Origin of the sequence: Actinoallomurus vinaceus (assembly GCF_039542055.1) — a bacterium.
In the GTDB taxonomy this organism is placed as follows: domain Bacteria; phylum Actinomycetota; class Actinomycetes; order Streptosporangiales; family Streptosporangiaceae; genus Actinoallomurus; species Actinoallomurus vinaceus.
The window spans coordinates 82,642-101,147 of sequence record NZ_BAABHK010000015.1 but is presented as its reverse complement, the minus strand read 5'-3'; the positions used below and the strand labels follow the sequence as shown (position 1 = coordinate 101,147).

17 protein-coding genes are annotated in these 18,506 nt (G+C 72.4%); 8 read left to right on the top strand and 9 right to left on the bottom strand.

Annotated elements, in window-relative coordinates; translation table 11 throughout:
- Positions 1–157: 157 nt before the first annotated feature.
- Positions 158–961 (top strand): HAD-IIA family hydrolase, encoded by an 804-nt coding sequence (locus ABEA24_RS39655; RefSeq protein WP_345438269.1) that lies wholly within the window; start codon positions 158–160, stop codon positions 959–961.
- On the opposite strand, the gene ABEA24_RS39650 is transcribed toward ABEA24_RS39655, so the two are convergent.
- Genes ABEA24_RS39650 through ABEA24_RS39640 form a run of 3 tightly spaced genes read right to left on the bottom strand, consistent with a single transcriptional unit; the run spans position 877 to position 3,773 of the window.
- Entirely contained in the window at positions 877–1,902 is a 1,026-nt protein-coding gene (locus ABEA24_RS39650; protein ID WP_345438268.1) for an FAD:protein FMN transferase, read from the bottom strand. The two genes, ABEA24_RS39655 and ABEA24_RS39650, sit on opposite strands and share 85 nt — an antisense overlap.
- Positions 1,899–2,387: an FMN-binding protein gene (locus tag ABEA24_RS39645; protein WP_345438267.1), complete on the bottom strand. Its 489-nt coding sequence runs from the start codon at positions 2,385–2,387 to the stop codon at positions 1,899–1,901. Before ABEA24_RS39645 ends, ABEA24_RS39650 begins: the two co-directional genes overlap by 4 nt.
- A 15-nt stretch (positions 2,388–2,402) precedes the next feature.
- Entirely contained in the window at positions 2,403–3,773 is a 1,371-nt protein-coding gene (locus tag ABEA24_RS39640; protein WP_345438266.1) for a ferredoxin reductase family protein, read from the bottom strand.
- A gap of 186 nt (positions 3,774–3,959) precedes the next feature.
- On the opposite strand from ABEA24_RS39640, the gene ABEA24_RS39635 reads away from it, so the two are divergent.
- A complete protein-coding gene (locus ABEA24_RS39635) occupies positions 3,960–4,715 on the top strand; it encodes a response regulator transcription factor (protein ID WP_345438265.1) in 756 nt (251 codons plus the stop codon).
- Positions 4,712–6,223: a sensor histidine kinase gene (locus ABEA24_RS39630; RefSeq protein WP_345438263.1), complete on the top strand. Its 1,512-nt coding sequence runs from the start codon at positions 4,712–4,714 to the stop codon at positions 6,221–6,223. Before ABEA24_RS39635 ends, ABEA24_RS39630 begins: the two co-directional genes overlap by 4 nt.
- Position 6,224: 1 nt before the next feature.
- Here the strand turns inward: ABEA24_RS39630 and ABEA24_RS39625 are convergent, their stop codons facing one another.
- From ABEA24_RS39625 to ABEA24_RS39610, 4 genes are all read right to left on the bottom strand, one after another.
- Positions 6,225–7,079, bottom strand: coding sequence for a universal stress protein (locus tag ABEA24_RS39625; RefSeq protein ID WP_345438595.1), 855 nt, complete (start codon positions 7,077–7,079; stop codon positions 6,225–6,227).
- Between the two features lie 244 nt (positions 7,080–7,323).
- Positions 7,324–8,919 carry a GAF domain-containing sensor histidine kinase gene (locus tag ABEA24_RS39620; protein ID WP_345438261.1) on the bottom strand — a complete coding sequence of 532 codons (1,596 nt, stop codon included), beginning with the start codon at positions 8,917–8,919 and terminating at the stop codon, positions 7,324–7,326.
- Between the two features lie 89 nt (positions 8,920–9,008).
- Positions 9,009–10,070: an acetate/propionate family kinase gene (locus ABEA24_RS39615; RefSeq protein WP_345438259.1), complete on the bottom strand. Its 1,062-nt coding sequence runs from the start codon at positions 10,068–10,070 to the stop codon at positions 9,009–9,011.
- Positions 10,067–12,430 (bottom strand): phosphoketolase family protein, encoded by a 2,364-nt coding sequence (locus tag ABEA24_RS39610; protein ID WP_425551291.1) that lies wholly within the window; start codon positions 12,428–12,430, stop codon positions 10,067–10,069. Before ABEA24_RS39610 ends, ABEA24_RS39615 begins: the two co-directional genes overlap by 4 nt.
- 326 nt (positions 12,431–12,756) lie before the next feature.
- Here ABEA24_RS39610 and ABEA24_RS39605 point away from each other — a divergent pair, with 326 nt between their 5' ends.
- The 4 genes from ABEA24_RS39605 (at position 12,757) to ABEA24_RS39590 (ending at position 15,168) form a co-directional block, all read left to right on the top strand.
- The gene (locus ABEA24_RS39605) at positions 12,757–13,185 is read left to right on the top strand and encodes a pyridoxamine 5'-phosphate oxidase family protein (RefSeq protein ID WP_345438255.1); all 429 of its coding nucleotides are present in this window, start codon (positions 12,757–12,759) and stop codon (positions 13,183–13,185) included.
- The gene (locus tag ABEA24_RS39600; protein ID WP_345438253.1) at positions 13,182–13,688 is read left to right on the top strand and encodes a CBS domain-containing protein; all 507 of its coding nucleotides are present in this window, start codon (positions 13,182–13,184) and stop codon (positions 13,686–13,688) included. Before ABEA24_RS39605 ends, ABEA24_RS39600 begins: the two co-directional genes overlap by 4 nt.
- A 55-nt stretch (positions 13,689–13,743) precedes the next feature.
- On the top strand, positions 13,744–13,929 hold the full coding sequence (locus ABEA24_RS39595; protein WP_345438251.1) for a hypothetical protein: 186 nt from the start codon (positions 13,744–13,746) through the stop codon (positions 13,927–13,929).
- A gap of 321 nt (positions 13,930–14,250) precedes the next feature.
- Positions 14,251–15,168 (top strand): DMT family protein, encoded by a 918-nt coding sequence (locus tag ABEA24_RS39590; protein WP_345438249.1) that lies wholly within the window; start codon positions 14,251–14,253, stop codon positions 15,166–15,168.
- Between the two features lie 9 nt (positions 15,169–15,177).
- Here the strand turns inward: ABEA24_RS39590 and ABEA24_RS39585 are convergent, their stop codons facing one another.
- Complete coding sequence (locus tag ABEA24_RS39585; RefSeq protein WP_345438247.1) at positions 15,178–16,167, bottom strand: alpha/beta hydrolase; 990 nt, start codon at positions 16,165–16,167, stop codon at positions 15,178–15,180.
- A 392-nt stretch (positions 16,168–16,559) separates the two neighbouring features.
- On the opposite strand from ABEA24_RS39585, the gene ABEA24_RS39580 reads away from it, so the two are divergent.
- The gene (locus ABEA24_RS39580) at positions 16,560–17,825 is read left to right on the top strand and encodes a lactate racemase domain-containing protein (RefSeq protein WP_345438245.1); all 1,266 of its coding nucleotides are present in this window, start codon (positions 16,560–16,562) and stop codon (positions 17,823–17,825) included.
- Positions 17,826–17,888: 63 nt separating this feature from the next.
- On the opposite strand, the gene ABEA24_RS39575 is transcribed toward ABEA24_RS39580, so the two are convergent.
- Positions 17,889–18,260 (bottom strand): hypothetical protein, encoded by a 372-nt coding sequence (locus ABEA24_RS39575; RefSeq protein WP_345438243.1) that lies wholly within the window; start codon positions 18,258–18,260, stop codon positions 17,889–17,891.
- Positions 18,261–18,506 lie beyond the last annotated feature (246 nt).

The following is an 18,506-nucleotide window of genomic DNA, read 5'->3' as shown; positions in this document are numbered from 1 at the left end:
GGTCACGACCTAGCGATCGACCGCCTTCGCCGACGACGGCGCGGGATGCGCGCCGGTCACGGTCGGACCGTCCGGTCACCCGGACGATGGCGACGGCTCACACGCCGGGCGCATCCCGGCTGCGTAACGGTCACGGCGATGCGGGATATTTGTTCGCATGAGCGAGCGTAAGCCGATCGAATGCTGGTTGACCGACATGGACGGGGTGCTGGTCCACGAGGGCCAGCCCGTGCCGGGGGCCAAGGAGTTCCTGGGCCGGTTGAAACAGGCCGGTAAGCCGTTCCTGGTGCTGACCAACAACTCGATCTACACGCCGAGGGACCTGCACGTCCGGCTGCGGGCGGCCGGGCTCGACGTCCCGGTCGAGTCCATCTACACGTCCGCGCTGGCCACCGCGCAGTTCCTCGACGACCAGCGCCCGCGCGGCTCGGCGTACGTCCTGGGCGAGGCCGGCCTGACGACCGCCCTGCACGAGATCGGGTACATCCTGACCGACCTCGACCCCGACTACGTGGTCCTGGGCGAGACCCGGACGTACAGCTTCACCGCGATCACCCGCGCCATCCGCCTGATCAACAACGGGGCGCGGTTCATCGCCACCAACCCCGACCCGATCGGCCCGTCCATCGAGGGCGCACTGCCGGCCACCGGCTCGGTCGCCGCACTGATCACCAAGGCCACCGGCGTGGAGCCGTACTTCGTCGGCAAGCCGAACCCGCTGATGATGCGGAACGCCCTCAACACCGTCGGCGGGCACAGCGAGAGCACCGCGATGATCGGTGACCGCATGGACACCGACGTGGTCTCCGGCATGGAGGCGGGCCTGTTCACGATCCTCGTGCTGACGGGCGTGACCACCGAGAAGGAGATCGAGCGTTACCCGTTCCGGCCCCAGCGGGTGGCCGCGTCCATCGCCGACCTGGTGGACATGGTCGACCTGCCGGACCTGGCCGAGGGCTGAGCCGGACCGCCGGACCCGACCGCGAACCGAACCCGGCCACCGGATCCGACCGCGAACCGAACCGGACCGCCGAACCCGACCGTGAACTGAGCCGGACCGCTGGACCGGGCCGGGCGGCCGGGGCCGGGTCCGGTCGAAGGCTGCGCCGGGCCGTCGGCGCGCAGGCCGGTGGTGGTCCAGGTCCGTCCGTCGAGGCCGATCCCGTACGCCTCGTACCCCGGAAGGCCCTCGATCCAGTCGCGGGCGGCCTCCCCCATGACGAACGCCGCGGTCGCGTAGGCGTCGGCGAGGGTCAGGCTGGGCCCGACCACGGTGACGGAGGCGAGGCCGCCCGCCACGGGCCGACCCGTGCGCGGGTCGAGGATGTGCGCCCCGCGTTCGGCGGTGCCCGAGGTCGCGACGGCCATGTCGCGTCCGGCGACGACCGTGGCCACCGTGCCGGGGCGCAGCGGGTCGGCGATGCCCACCCGCCAGGGGCGGCCCGGCTCGGGGCCGCCGGTCAGCCGGATGTCGCCGCCCCCGTTGACGTGGTGGTTGAGGGAGCCGGCGGCGCGGAGGATGCCGGCGGCGCGTTCGATCGCCCAGCCCTTGACCACGCCGGACGGGTCGAGGGCACCGCCGGGGTAGGCGCTGAAGCAGCCGTCGGTCTCCTCGGTGAGCCGCTCGCACAGGGCGAGGATCTCCCCCACCTCCGGTGCGCAGTCGCCGACGCCGACCTCGCCGCGCGCCAGGCGGCTGATGTCGCTGTCCGGCCGGTAGGTCGAGAACGTGGCGTCGACCCGGTGCAGCGAGCGGACGGCCTCCTCCAGGGCGCCTTCCACGGGGTACGGCTCCCGCAGGTCGAAGGAGAAGACCGTCCCCATGCAGTGCTCGACGTGCTTGCGCGCCGTCTGGGCCGGCGGGCGGTCTTCATCGCGATCGCCGCCGGGACCGCCGCTCATGTGCCCGCCTTGTCGAGGGCGCTCTGCAGGGACCGGATGTAGCCATCGCTGGTGACGGTCGCCCCGGAGACCGTGTCGATCTGCGCGTTCTGGGCGGCCAGGGCCTCCTGGTTCAGCTGCGGGACGGCGAAGCTGTTGATCTCCTGGTCGCGGGGGTTCTCGTGCGGAACCTGGACGGTCTCGACCTTGGTGATCTTGCCGCTCTTGAGCGTGACCCGCACCTGGACCGGTCCCCAGCGGGTGTCGACGGTGTCACCGGTCACGGTGCGCGTCGTGGACGCGCTGCTCTTCTTGGAACCCGAGCCGGTGCCGGAACTCCCGCTGGAGCTCTCGCTCGGCGCCGGGGCGGCCGTGTCGCCGCCGGTGCCGGTGCCCGTACCGGTTCCCGCGGCGGTGCCGCTGCTGGACGCCGGGTGCGTCTTGAAGCTCAGCAGCAGGACCAGCCCGGCGGCGGTGCCGAGGATGGCGAGGATCGCCCTCTTCATCAGGTGCCCTCTCTTCTAGAACTCGAAGGACTCGTGGTGGATGTGGCGACGCGGCACACCCGCCCGACGCAGGGACGCCTTGGCGGCGTTCACCATGCCGTCGGGTCCGCAGAGGTAGACGTCGTGGGCGTTCAGGTCCGGGAGGATCCTCGTCAGGACCGCCGGCGACAGCGGGTCGCCGCCGAGGTCCCGGCGCGAGCCGACCAGGTAGTGCAGCGTCGCGCCGCGGATCTCCGCGATCCGGCGGAGCTCCTCCTGGAAGACCACGTCGGACCAGTCGGTCGCCCGGTACACGAGCGTCAGATCGCCGGGAGCCGCCGGAAGGGTCTCGAACAGCGCGCGGACCGGGGTGATGCCGACCCCGCCGGCCAGCAGCAGCACCTTGCGCCGCCGCCGGCGACCGGCGGTGAACGCCCCGTACGGGCCCTCGGCGAAGACCCGGGTGCCGGGCCGCAGCCGCGACAGCGCGCCGCTGTGCTCCCCGAACGTCTTGACCGTGATGCGGAGCATGTCCGGCCGTGGCGGCGCCGACAGCGAGTACGGGTTGGAAGCCCACCACAGGTCACGGGTGAGGAACCGCCAGCGGAAGAACTGGCCCGCCTCGGCGCGCAGTTCGTCCAGGTGCCGTCCCCGGACCCACACCGAGACGACGCCGGGTGCCTCCCGGTACACGCCCTCGACGCGCATCCCGTACCGGAACGCCGCCCGCACCGGCATCACGAACCGGTACCAGACCAGCAGGACGCCGACGACGATGTACAGCCCGGCCCACAGGACGCGGGCGGCCAGGTCGGTCATGAAGTCCGCGCCGGTCGCGAACTGGTGGGCGAACGCCAGCGCGATCGCCAGATAGGTGTAGAAGTGCAGGTAGTACCACGTCTCGTACCGCATGCGGCGGCGCGCGGCGCGGGCGGACACGATGCCGACGCCGACGAAGAGGAGGCCGGCGACGGTCGCCATCAGCACGTCCGGGTAGCTCACCAGCAGCGTCCCCGTCTGGTGGACCACGTCGGTGTGCGCGGTGACCGCGTACCCCCAGATGATCAGCAGCGCGTGCGCCACGACGAGCCCGACCATGTACCGGCCGCCCATCGCGTGCCATCGGGCGAGGCGGTCCGTGCCGACACCGCGTTCGAGCGCCGGGATCCGCGCCATCAGGGCCACCAGGACAACGGCCGCGAATCCCGCGAGCAGGCCGGTGATGCGTCCCGCGTTGGTGAGCCAGTCCCCGAAGCCGGTGACGGCCGGGGTGTCGTGCCACCAGAGCGCGAGCACCGCGATCACTCCGAGGGCGATCGGGATCAGCACGTGCTCGGGTCGGGCACGCACCGGTCGCCGGTCGGTCCCCGGCCGACGTACGGCGGCCCGTTCGTCCAGAGTCGTCACATTTGTCTCCCCGTATGCTTTAGGTCGTTCGGATGACTACTTTGGGTCTGGAACCTTAAGGTTCCTTCTGAACGGCTTGTGCGTCCCTGCTAAGACCGCGCCGACCTGCACAGATGTGAGCGTTCAGAGGGGATTCTCAGGAAATCTTCACTCAGGTCAGATGTGCGGCGAGCAGCGTAGGTGGCGATGAACGACCCTCGATCCCCCGACTCTCCGGCGGCCCGGCACCCCCTCATGACCCGCCCCGACGGCTCGCCCGTGCGCGTGCTGGTCGTGGACGACGAGGCGAGCCTCGCGGAGGTCCTCGCCAGCGTCCTGCGCTTCGAGGGGTGGGAGGTGATGACCGCGGGCGGCGGCGCCGAGGCGGTCAAGGCGGGCCGGGAGTTCCGGCCCGACGCCGTCCTCCTCGACGTGATGCTCCCGGACTTCGACGGCCTGGAGGTGCTCCGCAGGCTCCGGGCGGACAACCCCGACGTGTGCGTGCTCTTCCTGACCGCGCGGGACGCCGTCGAGGACCGCATCGCCGGGATCACCGCGGGCGGCGACGACTACGTCACCAAGCCGTTCAGCCTGGAGGAGGTGCTGGCCCGGCTGCGCGGCCTGCTCCGGCGCTCCGGGCGCGCCCGTGCCCAGAGCGGTGAGGTCCTCGCCATCGGCGATCTCACAATGGACGAGGACGCCCGCGAGGTGCGCCGGGACGACGAGCCGATCGAGCTGACGGCCACCGAGTTCGAGCTGCTGCGCTACTTCATGCGCAACCCCCGCCGGGTGCTGTCCAAGCCGCAGATCCTCGACCGGGTGTGGAACTACGACTTCGGCGGGCAGGCGCACGTGGTCGAGCTCTACGTCAGCTATCTGCGCAAGAAGATCGACGCCGGGCGCGAGCCCATGATCCATACTGTCCGCGGCGTCGGTTACGTGCTGCGTCCGCCCGCATCATGACCCGGCACCGCGTCCCCCGCCGACGCCTCCTGCCTCGACGGCCCCGGGTCCGTACGCTGCGCGCCAGGCTGATCGTCGGGTCGCTCCTGCTGTTCACCCTCGCCTGCGGCATCGTCGGCGTCGCCACGACCGTCTCCCTGCAGCGCTTCTTCATCGGCCGGCTCGACCAGCAGCTCTACGACGCCAAGAACCGGTACGCCATCGGCCTCGAGCACGCCGTGGAGCGCCAGGACTTCGACAAGGTCAACGGCCAGTCCGTCGGCACGTTCGGCGCGCGCCTGGCCGGCGGCCGGATCACGCAGTGCGGTGTCGTCCGGGACGTACGGGACCCCCGCGGGCAGCCCGACCTCTCCGCGGTGGACCGGACGCGGCTCGAGAGGCTGCCCTCCGACGGCCGGGCACGGACCGTCCGGCTCGAGGCGCTCGGCAAGTACCGGATCGTGGCGAACCCGGGCGAGGACCGCGACGTCCTGATCACCGGGCTCCCCATGCACGGCCTCGACGACACGGTCGCCCGGCTCGAGATGGTCGAGGTAGCGGTGTTCGGCGTCGTCCTCGTCGCCGCCGGGGCCGCCGGCGCCTTCTTCGTCCGGCTCGCCCTGCGCCCGCTGCGCCGCGTCGCCGCGACCGCAATGCACGTCTCCGAGCTGCCCCTGGCCAGCGGAGAGGTCGCGCTGCCCGCCCGGGTGCCGGACCCCGACCCCGCGTCCGAGGTCGGGCAGGTCAGCACCGCGTTCAACCACATGCTCGAGCACGTCGAGTCGGCGCTCGCGCAGCGGCACGCGAGCGAGGACCGGCTGCGCCGGTTCATCGCCGACGCCAGCCACGAGCTGCGGACCCCCCTCGCCGGCATCCGCAGCCACGCCGAGCTGGCCCGCCGGGACCCCGGCGAGACCGGCCCCCGGGTCGACCACGCGCTGCGCCGCATCGAGGCGGAGGCGGCGCGGATGGGGCACCTCGTGGACGACCTGCTGCTGCTGGCGCGGCTGGACGCCGGACGGCCCCTCGCGCACGAACCGGTCGACCTGACCCGGCTGGCCATCGACATCACCAGCGACGCCCGGGCGGCCGGGCCCGACCATCGCTGGGCCCTCGACCTGCCGGAGGACCCGGTCACGATCCACGGGGACGAGTTCCGCCTGCACCAGGTCATCGGCAATCTGCTGACCAACGCGCGCACCCACACCCCGCCCGGCACGAACGTCACCGTGCGCGTCGCCGAGGCCGACGCGGCCGGGACGGTCGTCCTCGAGGTGATCGACGACGGACCCGGCGTCCCCGCCGATCTGCGCGACGACATCTTCGAGCGGTTCGTGCGCGGTGACGGCTCCCGGTCGCGCAAGGCGGGCGGCAGCGGACTGGGCCTGGCGATCGTGTCCGCCGTCGTCCAGGCCCACGGCGGGTCCGCCGACCTCGTCAGCGAGCCGGGACGTACGTGCGTCCGCATCCGCCTCCCCGTCGGGGCGCCGGACTCCAGGCCACGGGAGCCGGCACGCGGGACGCGGTGAGTCAGGGCCGAGCGCGTACGACGGCGACGGGGCAGTGCGAGTGGTGGATCACGCCGTGGCTCACCGAGCCCAGGTGGAGGCCGTACCGGCCGTTGCAGTTGACCCGCGCGCCGACGACCAGCAGGTCCGCGGCGGCGGAGCGCGCGACGAGCTCGCCGACCCGGTGACCGGACGGCGCCTGCTCGATGACCCTGACGTCGGGGTACCGCTGCCGCCAGGGTGCGACCACGCCGGCCAGGAGTTCCGCTGCCGCCGCGGCGCCCTCGCGAATGGCAGCCGGGTAGGCGGTCACCGTGACCGACGGCATCTCCCAGACGTGAACGGCGCGGACCCACGCGCCGCGGATCGCCGCCGCCTCGAAGGCGTACCGGAGGGCGAGGGCGGACTCCCCGGAGCGGTCCACGCCGACGACGACCTCGCCGCGGGTCTCCTCCGTCCCGCCGCGCACGATGATCACCGGGCCGGGCGCGTGACCGGCGACCTTCAGGCCCGTGGACCCGAGCAGCAGTGCCGCGACGCCGCCGAGGCCGCGGTGGCCGAGGACGACCTCGTAGGCGCGTCCGGCCGCCGTCCGGAGCGCCTCGGCGGGGCTCTCGTGGACGAGTTCGGTGGTGACGTCGATGCCGGGCCTGGCCTTCAGCGCCCGCTCGACGGCCGCCCTGAGGATCCGATCGCCGGTCTCGGTGAGAGACTCCGACAAACCGGGTGCCGGGTGGAACGGCATGTCGCAGGGCCAGTGTCCGGTGGCGTTGAGAACGTGCAGGGGCCGTCCCGTGCGCCCCGCCTCCTCCGCGGCCCATTCGACCGCGACGTCGGCGGGTGGCGAGCCGTCGGTCCCGACGACGATCGGCTCCATCACGATTCTCTCCTCTGCTCAGGGGGAGACCTCGCACAGCGCCGGGCCACGGAGATGACGCGATCTACGCGAGGGCTCGTTCGTCCTCTCCAGGGTCATCACCCCCACCAGGTTCCGTAAGGGACGAAGGTCCCCCGGTCTCCGGCCGCTCGGCACCCGGTCTCCGGCCGCTCGGCACCCGGTGACCGGCGGAGACGTTCACGGCGGCGGGACCGCCCCACTCGCCGGGTCGCGGAGGGGAGGGTCAGCCTCCGTCCCTCTCCGGGCCGTGGACGGGGACGCGCCATTCCAGCACCGTGCCGCCGCTCTCCCCGGGCCGGATCCGGAACGATCCGCCGAGCCGCTCGGCGCGTTCGGCCATGTTGCGCAGACCACTCCGGCGTCCGCCCTGCCGGAACCCGATCCCGTCGTCGATGACCCGCACCACCAGTTCGTCCCCCGCGCTCACCGTGACGCTCACCCGGCCCGCCCGCGCGTGCCGTGCGACATTGGACAGGGCCTCCGCGAGCACGGCCGGCACCTGTACGGCCACCTCGTCGCCGACCGCCAGGTCCAGGGGGCCGTCCAGCCGGGTCTCCGGGGCGAAGCCGAGACTCTCCGCCGCCTTGTCGATCACGTGCTGGATGCGCGCTCGCAGGCCGTGCTCGCCGGGCATCACCTGCAACGCGAAGATCGTCGAGCGGATCTGCCGGATCGTGTCGTCGAGGTCGTCGACCGCCCGCCGCACGCGCACCGCGACGTCACGCTTCTCGCTGATCTTGATGGCGCTCATCAGCGTGATGGCCGTCGCGAACAACTGCTGGATCACGGTGTCGTGCAGGTCCTTGGCGATCCGGCCCCGCGCCTCCAGCAGCGCGAGCCGCTCCGTGTCCTGCCGCCGGTCCGCCAGTTCGAGCGCCACCGCGGCCTGGGCGGCGAACGCCTCCAGCAGACGGCGGGCGGGTTCCCCGAAGGTGGCCCCGCCCGGCGGGTTCGACACGGCCAGGACGCCGCGGGCGGTTCCCGCCGAGCCGAGGGGAACGATCAGCGCCGGTCCGACCGGGATCGGCAGGGAGACGCCGGCCTGGCGGAACTCCTCCGCCGCGTCGGCCGTCTCGAGGGACCGGCCGCTCCGGTAGACCCGCCCCGCGATCACCTGGTCGATGCGGTACCGCCTGCCCCGGACGATGTCGGCGTGCAGACCGGCGGCGGCCTCGAGGACGAATTCGTCCCCGTCGACGAGCAGCACGCCGGAGGTCTCGGCGTCGCAGATCTGCCGGGCGCGTTCGGCGACCAGAACCAGTTCCTCGTACGGATCGGTGCCGGACAGCAGCGACGCCGACACCTCGGCCGACGCCGTGAGCCATCGCTCCCGCCGCCGGACCTCGTCGTAGAGCCGGGCGTTCTCGATGGCCACGCCGGCCGCGATCGCGAGGGCGGCGACGACGTTCTCGTCGTTCTCGTCGAACCCTCCGCCGCCTGCCTTGTCGGCCAGGTAGAGGGTGCCGAACGCCTGCTCGCGGACGCACACCGGCACTTCGAGACAGTCACGTGGCGGCGGCTCGTCGCCGAAGCCGCCGACCGTCACGAGCCGCCCGTACCCGTCCTCCTCCGGGAGCACGCGCAGCGCGCCACTCTGGGCCTCGACCAGGGTCGCCGACGCCTCCACGATCCGCCGCAGCACGCTGTCGAGGTCGAGGTCGGCCTCGATCGTCACCACCGCCTCCAGCAGGGCGTGCACCCGGTCACGGGTGGTGAGCACGGCGACCAGCCGCGTCTGCAGCTCGGCGAGCAGATCGTCGAGCCGCAGCTGCGGCAGAAGACCGGTCCGGTCCTGGCCCGGCTGGCTGTCCGGAGGCATGGGCAGCGCGGACCTCCCCCTCAGGCTGCTGGCTGGCCCGATGATTACAGTATGAGACCCGTCACCCGGCGTGGTCACGGTGCCCGGTGCTACGGGCGCGCGGCCCTCAGCACCCGCCGGGTCGCCGCCGCGATCTCGAGGTCCTCCCGTGCCGTCACCACCAGCGTACGCACCGGCGCGCCCGGCGCCCCCACCTCGGCGTCGGCGTCGGCGGCCGCGTTGCGGTCCGGGTCGAGCCGCACGCCCAGGAACCCCAGCCCGTCGGCCGCCCCCTGCCGGATCCGGGGCGCCCGCTCGCCGACGCCCCCGGTGAAGACCAGGACGTCGAGACCGCCGAGGGAGGCCGCCATCGCCGCGATCAGGCCGCGCAGCCGGTGCAGGTAGATCTCCAGCGCGAGCGTGGCCTCGGGGTCGTCGCGGGCGAGGATCCGCCGCATGTCGGCGGTTCCGGCGAGGGCGAGCAGGCCGGACTCGTGCTCGAGCGTCTGGGCGAGGTCGTCGGCGGACAGGCCGGCGTGCCGCTGCAGCCACAGCACCAGGCCGGGGTCGACGCTGCCCGAGCGGGTGGCCATGACGAGGCCTTCCAGCGGGGTGAACCCCATCGTCGTGTCCACCGAACGGCCCCGCGACACCGCGCACAGCGACGCCCCGGCGCCCAGGTGGCAGACGACGATGCGCAGCCGCGCCGGGTCGGCGGCGAGCAGTTCCCCTGCCCGCCGGACCGCGTACGCGTGGGACAGGCCGTGGAAACCGTACCGGCGCACGGCGTACTTCTCCCGCCACGCGGCGGGCACGGCGTACGTCGCGGCGGCGGGCGGGAGCCCGGCGTGGAACGCGGTGTCGAAGCAGGCCACCTCGGGAACGCCGGGCAGCACCGTGCGTACGGCGTCGATGCCGTGGATGGACTTGGGCTGGTGCAGCGGGGCCAGGTCGACGAGCGCCCGCAGCCGCCGCTCGACGTCGTCGTCGATCAGCACCGGTTCGGTGAACTCCTGGCCCCCGTGGACGATCCGGTGGCCGATCGCGTCGGGCGCGGGCAGGTCCGGGATCTCCGCCAGGTCGCGCGGCCGGGCCAGCACGGTGTCGTCCGCGCCGAGGAGGGTCAGCTTGAGGCTGCTCGACCCGGCGTTGACGACCAGCACCCGGGTCATCCGATCCCACCCCCGTGCGGCCAGACCCAGTTGGCCACGTCGGGCAGGTCCTCGCCGTGCTCACGGGTGTACGCGCGGGCGCGGATGCGGCGGTCCATCATCTGCTGGCGTACGTGCGCGGCCCGGCCGCCCAGCCGCGGCAGCCGGTCGATCACGTCCATGACGAGGTGGAACCGGTCGAGGTCGTTCATCATCACCATGTCGAACGGCGTGGTGGTGGTGCCCTCCTCCCGGTAGCCGCGGACGTGCAGGTGATCGTGGCCGTGCCTCCGGTAGGTGAGCCGGTGGATGAGGTACGGGTAGCCGTGGAAGGCGAAGATCACCGGCTTGTCGGTGGTGAACAGCGCGTCGTACTCCGCGTCGGACAGCCCGTGCGGGTGCTCGGTGTCGGGCTCCAGCCGCATCAGGTCGACGACGTTGACCACGCGGACCCGCAGGTCGGGGAAGTACTGGCGGAGCAGGTCGGCGGCGGCCAGCGTCTCCAGGGTCGGGATGTCGCCGGCGCAGGCCAGGACGACGTCGGGGTCGGCGCCCGCGTCGGTGCTCGCCCACTCCCAGATGCCGATGCCGCGCGTGCAGTGCAGGATCGCCTCCTCCATGGACAGCCAGGTCAGCGCGGGCTGCTTGCCGGCCACGATCACGTTGACGTAGTCGCGGGAGCGCAGGCAGTGGTCGGCCACGGACAGCAGCGTGTTCGCGTCCGGCGGCAGGTAGACCCGGATGATCTCCGACTTCTTGTTCACCACGACGTCGAGGAAGCCCGGGTCCTGATGGGTGAAGCCGTTGTGGTCCTGCCGCCACACGTGGGAGCTGAGCAGATAGTTCAGCGACGCGATCGGCCGCCGCCACGGCAGGCGGCGGGTGACGTACAGCCACTTGGCGTGCTGGTTGAACATCGAGTCGACGATGTGGACGAACGCCTCGTAACTGTTGAACAGCCCGTGCCGTCCGGTGAGCAGGTACCCCTCGAGCCACCCCTGGCACAGGTGCTCGCTCAGCACCTCCATGACCCGGCCGTGCGGCGCCAGGTGCTCGTCGGTCGGCAGCCGCTCGGCCTCCCAGACCCGGTCGGTGGTCTCGAAGACGGCCGACAGCCGGTTCGACGCGGTCTCGTCGGGCCCCGTGATGCGGAAGATGTCGGGGTTGTCGGCGACGACGTCCCGCAGGAAGCCGCCGAGCACGCGGGTCGCCTCACTGAACGTCGTGCCCGGCTTGTCCACCGGCACGGCGTACGCGCGGAAGTCGCGCAGTTCCAGGTCGCGCAGCAGCAGGCCGCCGTTGGCGTGCGGGGTGGCGCTCATCCGCCGCTCCCCCACGGGCGGCAGCGCCAGCAGCTCCGGGACCGGCCTCCCGTTCTCGTCGAACAGTTCCTCGGGCCGGTACGAACGCAGCCACGCCTCCAGCGCGGCGAGGTGCTCCGGGTCCTCCCGCACCCGGGCGAGCGGGACCTGGTGGGCCCGCCACGTGCCCTCGACGGGCACCCCGTCGACCTCGCGCGGGCCGGTCCAGCCCTTCGGCGTCCGCAGCACGATCATCGGCCAGCGAGGTCGGTCCGTGGTCCCGGTCACGCGTGCCGCCTCCTGGATGCGGGCGATGTCGTCCAGGGCGTCGTCCAGGGCGTCCGCCAGCTTCCGGTGCACGTCCGCCGGTTCGTCCCCGCTCACGATGATCGGCCGGTGGCCGTACCCCTCCATCAGCGCCACCAGTTCCCGCTCCGGGATGCGGGCGAGCACGGCCGGATTGGCGATCTTGTATCCGTTCAGGTGCAGGATCGGCAGGACCGCGCCGTCGGTCGCCGGGTCCAGGAACTTGTTGGAATGCCAGCCGGCCGCCAGTGGCCCGGTCTCCGCCTCGCCGTCGCCCACGATGCACGCGACGACCAGGTCCGGGTTGTCGAGCGCCGCGCCGTAGGCGTGGGCGAGGGAGTAGCCCAGCTCGCCTCCCTCGTGGATCGAGCCGGGGGTCTCCGGCGCGACGTGGCTGGGCACGCCGCCGGGGAAGGAGAACTGCCGGAACAGCCGGGCCATGCCCTCCGCGTCACGCGACACCCGCGGGTAGACCTCGCTGTAGGTGCCCTCGAGCCAGGCGTTGGCGACCGCCGCCGGGCCGCCGTGCCCGGGCCCGATGACGTACATCATGCTCAGGTCGCGCTCCTTGATCACGCGGTTGAGGTGGACGTAGCAGAGGTTGAGCCCCGGCGACGTCCCCCAGTGACCCAGCAGCCGCGGCTTGATGTGGTCCCGGCTCAGCGGCTCCCGCAGAAGCGGGTTGGCGCGCAGGTAGATCTGTCCCACCGACAGGTAGTTCGCGGCCCGCCAGTACGCGTCGATCCGCCGTACTTCGTCATCCGCCACGGTCATGTCGCGTCTCCTCGATCGAGAGGGTGCACGGTCGAGCCGGCGTCGCATACCCGCTCCGCGCCCCCTGGAAACGCCGCGCGGTCGGCGTTCCCGGGTCGGAGACGCCGGCCGCGCGGCCGGTCCCGGCCCCGCAGGGCTCCATCGGATCACGGGCGCGGACGCGTCAGCAGGGACCAAGGTCCCCGAAGCGGCGGACCCCCGCCGTGAATCGGAAACCACCCCCGGGACGAAGGTCCCGAACAGGGCCACTCCGGCCGGAGAACGGCCATCGGACGCGGGACGTTCGCCCCTGCCCCTGGCCGCCGGGGGCGGAACAGCATCGAGATATGCGGTTCGACGCGAACGGACTGGAGATTCTCGGCCGCGAGGAGTGTCTCGCCCTCATGGGATCGGTGCCGGTCGGCCGGGTGGTCTTCACCGACCGGGCACTGCCGGCGATACAGCCGGTCGACTTCCTCCTCGTCGACGACGATGTGATCATCGCGACGGCGCCGGGATCGAAGCTGGCCGTGGCCACGCGCGGCGCGATCGTCGCGTTCGAGGCGGACGCCTTCGACACCGGCGACAAGGCCGGCTGGTCCGTAACGATCATCGGCGAGGCGCGTGCGGTGCGCGACTCCCGGGAGATCGACGGACTGTCCCGGTTGCCGCTGCGGCTCTGGTCGCCGGGCCGGCACGACCACTTCATCCGGATCCGGAGCGACGTCGTCAGTGGGCGGCGGATCCATCCGACCATGCTGGAGGCGAGAGCATGACGGGCACCCTCGAGGAGCGGCCGGTGGGCGAGGCGATGTCGACCGACCTGCTCGCCGTCACGGACACCGAGTCCGCCCTGCTGGCCTGGGAGCTGATGCGGCAGGGCGGCTACCACCACGTACCGGTGCTCAGCGCCGACGGATGCTTCATCGACGTCCTCGACGCCGAGACCCTGGCCGCCGCCTGGGACAGCGGAGGCCCCGACCGGATGCGCAAACCGGTCGGCGCCCTCGTCGGTCACCGCCCGCTGCCCCACGTCCGCCCCGCGGACTCCGTCGCGACCGCCGCGCGGGCGATGCTCGCGGCGGAGACCGACTTCCTCCCGGTGCTCGAGGAGGACGGGCGGCTGGCGGGACTGTTCACGGCACGGGATCTGATCGCCCTGGCCGCCGGCGTCCACCGGCCCGCCCGAGCCGGACACGTCCCCGCCCCGACGCTCTACCGCATCGAGCCCGTCCTGCCGGCCCGGCATCCGCAGGGCAGCGCGATCCCGCCGAGCTGACCGGCGCCGCCGTCGTCAGCACGGCACGTTCACGGGGGTGGGGAAAGGAGAGCCGATGCCACGGCAGATCGCCGCCGGGTTGTCGGACCCGTCGATCTCCCTGCTCGAGGGCCGCATCCGCCGACTGGAGACCGAGGTCGCCCTGCTCGCCCATGCCGTCCAGGCGCTCACCCGCGAGCTGACGGAGCGCCGGGAAGAAGCCGACGACGCCGCGTCGAGCCGGCGAGACAGGGCCCGGTGACGCGAACGGGCCGATGACGCGCGGGCCCGCGGAGCCGTAGGCGCCGCCGCGAGCCGACACCTGGAACGGCGGACTGTTGGACGCGCGGCGGCCGGCCGCCCGTACACGTGCGCCCTGCGCGGTCATGAGGCACCTCCTGCGATCGGCCGCGAGCTGCCCCCTCCCTTCACGATCAAACCTGGCCGGCTGAGCGGTGCGGAACTTATCGGCCCCGGTGGATCGTCCAGGTTAGGAGGGCGGTGATCCTGCTCCCGACGCCGTGCACCCCCGCCCTCGGCGCCGGAGTCCCCCCGATCCGGCGGCGCACGAACGGAGCAATGCATGATCATCGGCCTCGTGACCGCCGTCGCCGCGTCCGCCTGCTACGGCACCGGCTCGGTCCTGCAGGCCGTGGGGTCACGGCGGTCCGCCCGCCGGGAGATCGAGGCGGGGTCCACCACGGCCACCACCACGTACGGCGGCCCGAGCCTGTCGTCGACCGCCAAGGCCGCAGTGACCTGGGAATTCATGCTCGGCACGGTCCTGGACGCCGCGGGCTTCGGGCTCGGGGCGCTGGCGGCGCGGCTCCTGCCGCTGTTCCTGTCGCAGACGGTGATCAGCGCCAACCTGGTGATCACCGCCCTGTTGGGGATCAAGCTGCTGGGCGTCCGGCTGAATCGCCTCGAATGGCTGTCGATCGCGGTGGTCTGCGCCGCGCTGGTGCTGCTGGCCGGGGCGGCGGGGCACGAGGGCGGCGGCCGGACGCCGATCTCGGCCCACTGGTGGCTCCTGACGATCTCCGTGCTGCTGATCGTCGGCGGGTTCCTGGCCGTGCGGCTGCTGGGCGCGAAGGCCGCGATCCTGGCCGGGCTGCTGTCCGGCCTCGGCTTCGGCGCCGTCGGCGTGGGCGTGCGTGTACTCAACGGAGTGCGCCCGTTCGATCCGGTCGCGCTCCTGACCGACCCCGCGCTGTACGCCGTCACGGTCGGCGGCCTCGGGGGCATGTACCTGCACACGGTGGCGCTGCAGATCGGCTCGGTCAACGGGGCGACGGCGGCCCTCGTCGTGGGCGAGACCGTCGTCCCCGGCCTGGTCGGCGTGGTCTGGCTCGGCGACGCCTCACGTCCGGGGTACAGCTGGGCGGCGCTCGTCGGCTTCGTGCTCGCCGTCGCCGGGGCCGTCGCGGTCGCCCGCTTCGGCGCCGCCGAGCAGGCCGTCGGCCAGGCCGCCCGCCCGGAGGAGATCCTCGACTCGCCCTGACCCTGGGGTTCAGGCCGCCTCTCCGGTCGCGTCGTCCGGGATGACGTCGCGGATGAAGTCGGCCGCCTCCCGTACGGCCGCCCGTGCTTCGGGGAACAGCCGGTTGAACAGCTGGAAGACGTGGATCTGACCCGGCCAGACCTGCAGCCGGCAGCTGTTCCCGGACTCGGTGAGGGCCTCGGCGAGCCGCTCGGCCTCGCCGCGCAGGACCTCCTCCTCCGCGACCTGGATGAGGAAGGGCGGCAGGTCGAGTCCGGCACAGTCCAGCAGGGACAGCCGCGGGTCGGACCAGTCGTCGTGGTCGCCGACGTAGAGCCGGCCGAAGTGACGCGCCAGGGCCGGGCTGATGAAGGGGTCGCGGTACTCGCGGTCGCTGAGCACGGACAGCTCGCAGCTCAGGTCGACCCACGGCGAGAACAGCACGACGCCTCCGGGGGACGGAAGGCCGGCCCGGCAGGCCTCGCCGACGAGGGCCGCGGCGAGGTGCCCTCCGGAGGAGTCTCCGGCGATCACGATCCGGGAGGCCGGCAGGTCGGCGAGCAGCCACCGGTACGCCTCCAGGGCGTCCTCGAGCGCCGCGGGGAACGGATGCTCCGGGGCCAGGCGGTAGCCCGGGACCAGGACGGGCAGCCCGGTGTCCGTTGCCAGCCGGCTCGTCAGCGTCCGGTGCGTGCGCGGCGAGCAGAACGCGTAGCCCCCGCCGTGCAGGTAGAGGATCGCCCCGTCGTGGGGCTCGGGGGGACGGACCCATTCGCCGGCGATCGGGACGTCCGCGTCCGTGCCGGTCAGCTCCTCGACGCGCACCCCGGGGTCGGGGCGCAACAGGCGGGTGCCGTGCTCCAGGGCCGTACGGAGGACCGTGAGGGAGACGAATCGTCCGTTCAGCCGGTCGGCCATGGGCCGCCATCCGAGCCGGAGCGCACTCGCCAGGGCTCTGGCCTGGCGGCTGGGGGCGACGATGTCCGCGAATCCAGCGGTGAGGTCGTCGTAGGAGGTCACGCTGCATCACCGCCGGAGGACGCCGCACCGCCCGACATCGGTGTGCGGCGATGGAGGGGGAATAGTGGGGTCATGATGCGCCTTGGTCCTGCGTCGTCAGGGGGAACCCTGACGAGCCTGCCTCGGTGCCCCCGACCCCCGACACGGGGGAACTCCCCGTTCCGATACCTGTCTTCGCGACCAGGTAGAACATCATCGGAGCGAAGCACGGACGTCGCCCGGCCCGTCATCCGCCCAGGCGAGCGGGCCGTCACCCGCCGGGCTCTCCCCGATCGAGAGCAGCGGATCGTTCCGCTGGACGTAACTCGGTTCTTTGTTCCGGGACACAGTGGTGAGATGGTGTCCGGAAGGAGCCGGGAGCCGACGCCGACCGAGGAGAGGGAGATCGCGCCGTGGCACTAGGTACGGGGAGCCCGGAACGCACGCTCACCGAGGACGAGATCCGGAGGATCGTCGCGGACTCGCTGACCGGTCACGACGTCGACCGCCTGCACGTCGTGGTGATCATCCCGGACGGCACCCGCTCGGCGCCGATGCCGCTGATGCTGCGCATGCTGCACGACGCGCTGGCCGGCCGGGCCCGCCGGATCGACGTCCTGGTCGCGCTCGGCACGCATCAGCCGATGGACGACGCCGCGCTCGACGCCCTCGTCGGCGCCACCGGGGTCGGCCGGGAACGCCTGCTCCCGGAGATGACCGTGGTCAACCACGCCTGGTCCGATCCGGCGACCTACGCGACCCTCGGCACGATCACCGCGGAAGAGGTCCGCGAGCTGAGCGGCGGACGGCTCGACAGCCCCGTCGACGTACGGATCAACCGCCTCGTCGTGGACGCCGACCTCGTGATCGTCTGCGGGCCGGTGTTCCCCCATGAGGTCGTCGGCTTCTCCGGCGGCAACAAGTACTTCTTCCCGGGCGTCAGCGGCCCGGAGGTCATCGATCTCTCCCACTGGCTCGGCGCCCTGATCACCAGCCACGACATCATCGGCACCCGCGGGATCACCCCGGTCCGGGCGATCATCGATCGCGCCGCCGCGATGATCCCCACGCCCAGGCTGTGCCTGGCCATGGTGGTGCGGCCGGGCGGCACCGACCTGAACGGCCTGTACGCCGCGCCCCCCGAGGAGGCGTGGGCCGCGGCCGCCGACCTGTCCGCCCAGGTGCACGTCCGCTACGTCGACCGGCCGTACAAGACCGTGCTGTCGATCATGCCCCGGCGGTACGCCGACATGTGGACGGCGGCCAAGGGGATGTACAAGGTCGAGCCGGTGGTCGCGGACGGCGGCGAGGTGATCCTCTACGCGCCCCACATCGACCGCTTCAGCGTGACCCACGGAGCCGTCCTCGCCGAGATCGGCTACCACACCCGCGACTACTTCCTCGCGCAGTGGGACAGGTTCCGCGACCACCCGCTCGGCGTCCTGGCGCACAGCACTCACCTGCGCGGGAAGGGCACCTACGAGGCGGGCGTGGAACGGCCGCGGATCGGCGTCACCCTCGCCACCGGCATCCCCGAGGACGTCTGTGCGGCCCACGGTCTCGGCTACCGTGACCCGGCGACCATCGACGTCGGCCGCTGGACCGACGACGCCGACCCCGACGTCCTGGTCGTCCCGGACGCCGGCGAGATCCTCTACCGCCTGCGCCAGAAGAACTGATTCGGTCGGCCCGCGCGCGCTCGAACGCCTCCCGGCCGTTCATTCCAAGGCGAGATCACCGGCTCATTTGTCATTGATGGTCATGTCGCGGCCCGCCTGGTATATCCGGCCGTTCCCCGACGCCTTCGCCTGCTGCTGAACGTTGATCGCACCATCCCCGGTCGAGGCGATCCCGCTGTTGTCGCCGCCGATCGCGATCGACCTCTCCCCCGGCGCGGTAACCCGTCCGGCCGCCCGGCCGCCATCGGCCGCCCGCCGGTCGGCGACCATCCCGTAGACCGCCACGGCCAGGCCGGCCACCGCGACGAACACCCCGATCACGCTGGCCAGTTTGTCGGCCTTGTCGAGACCTACCGCCGCGAAGTAACCGCCCAGCGCCACCAGGGCCGCCACCGCGAGCAGGCCACCGGCCCATTTCAGTACACGCCCCGTCATGGCAGACATCATCGGCCACCGACCCGCACCACGCCCAGTGGCCTACGCGATACCGGCATGAGACCGGCCGGATACGGACGCGGCGTTTGAATCAGCACTCATCCGAACATTCCGTAAAAACGACGGTCAGCCTCGGAGGGTATGGCCGATGTGACTGGCCCAGGCTTATGATCCCCGTCCTACGGGCGGCCGGTCCCGTCTCGAGTCGATCGGTATCACAGGTGGTGGCACATGCTGCAGCGGAAA

Excerpts from the sequence above, each read along its gene's own strand:
- ABEA24_RS39655 (WP_345438269.1), top strand. The coding sequence starts at position 158 with ATGAGCGAGCGTAAGCCGATCGAATGCTGGTTGACCGACATGGACGGG.
- ABEA24_RS39650 (WP_345438268.1), bottom strand. The coding sequence starts at position 1,902 with ATGAGCGGCGGTCCCGGCGGCGATCGCGATGAAGACCGCCCGCCGGCC.
- ABEA24_RS39645 (WP_345438267.1), bottom strand. The coding sequence starts at position 2,387 with ATGAAGAGGGCGATCCTCGCCATCCTCGGCACCGCCGCCGGGCTGGTC.
- ABEA24_RS39635 (WP_345438265.1), top strand. The coding sequence starts at position 3,960 with ATGAACGACCCTCGATCCCCCGACTCTCCGGCGGCCCGGCACCCCCTC.
- ABEA24_RS39630 (WP_345438263.1), top strand. The coding sequence starts at position 4,712 with ATGACCCGGCACCGCGTCCCCCGCCGACGCCTCCTGCCTCGACGGCCC.
- ABEA24_RS39625 (WP_345438595.1), bottom strand. The coding sequence starts at position 7,079 with ATGGAGCCGATCGTCGTCGGGACCGACGGCTCGCCACCCGCCGACGTC.
- ABEA24_RS39620 (WP_345438261.1), bottom strand. The coding sequence starts at position 8,919 with ATGCCTCCGGACAGCCAGCCGGGCCAGGACCGGACCGGTCTTCTGCCG.
- ABEA24_RS39615 (WP_345438259.1), bottom strand. The coding sequence starts at position 10,070 with ATGACCCGGGTGCTGGTCGTCAACGCCGGGTCGAGCAGCCTCAAGCTG.
- ABEA24_RS39610 (WP_425551291.1), bottom strand. The coding sequence starts at position 12,430 with ATGACCGTGGCGGATGACGAAGTACGGCGGATCGACGCGTACTGGCGG.
- ABEA24_RS39605 (WP_345438255.1), top strand. The coding sequence starts at position 12,757 with ATGCGGTTCGACGCGAACGGACTGGAGATTCTCGGCCGCGAGGAGTGT.
- ABEA24_RS39600 (WP_345438253.1), top strand. The coding sequence starts at position 13,182 with ATGACGGGCACCCTCGAGGAGCGGCCGGTGGGCGAGGCGATGTCGACC.
- ABEA24_RS39595 (WP_345438251.1), top strand. The coding sequence starts at position 13,744 with ATGCCACGGCAGATCGCCGCCGGGTTGTCGGACCCGTCGATCTCCCTG.
- ABEA24_RS39590 (WP_345438249.1), top strand. The coding sequence starts at position 14,251 with ATGATCATCGGCCTCGTGACCGCCGTCGCCGCGTCCGCCTGCTACGGC.
- ABEA24_RS39575 (WP_345438243.1), bottom strand. The coding sequence starts at position 18,260 with ATGACGGGGCGTGTACTGAAATGGGCCGGTGGCCTGCTCGCGGTGGCG.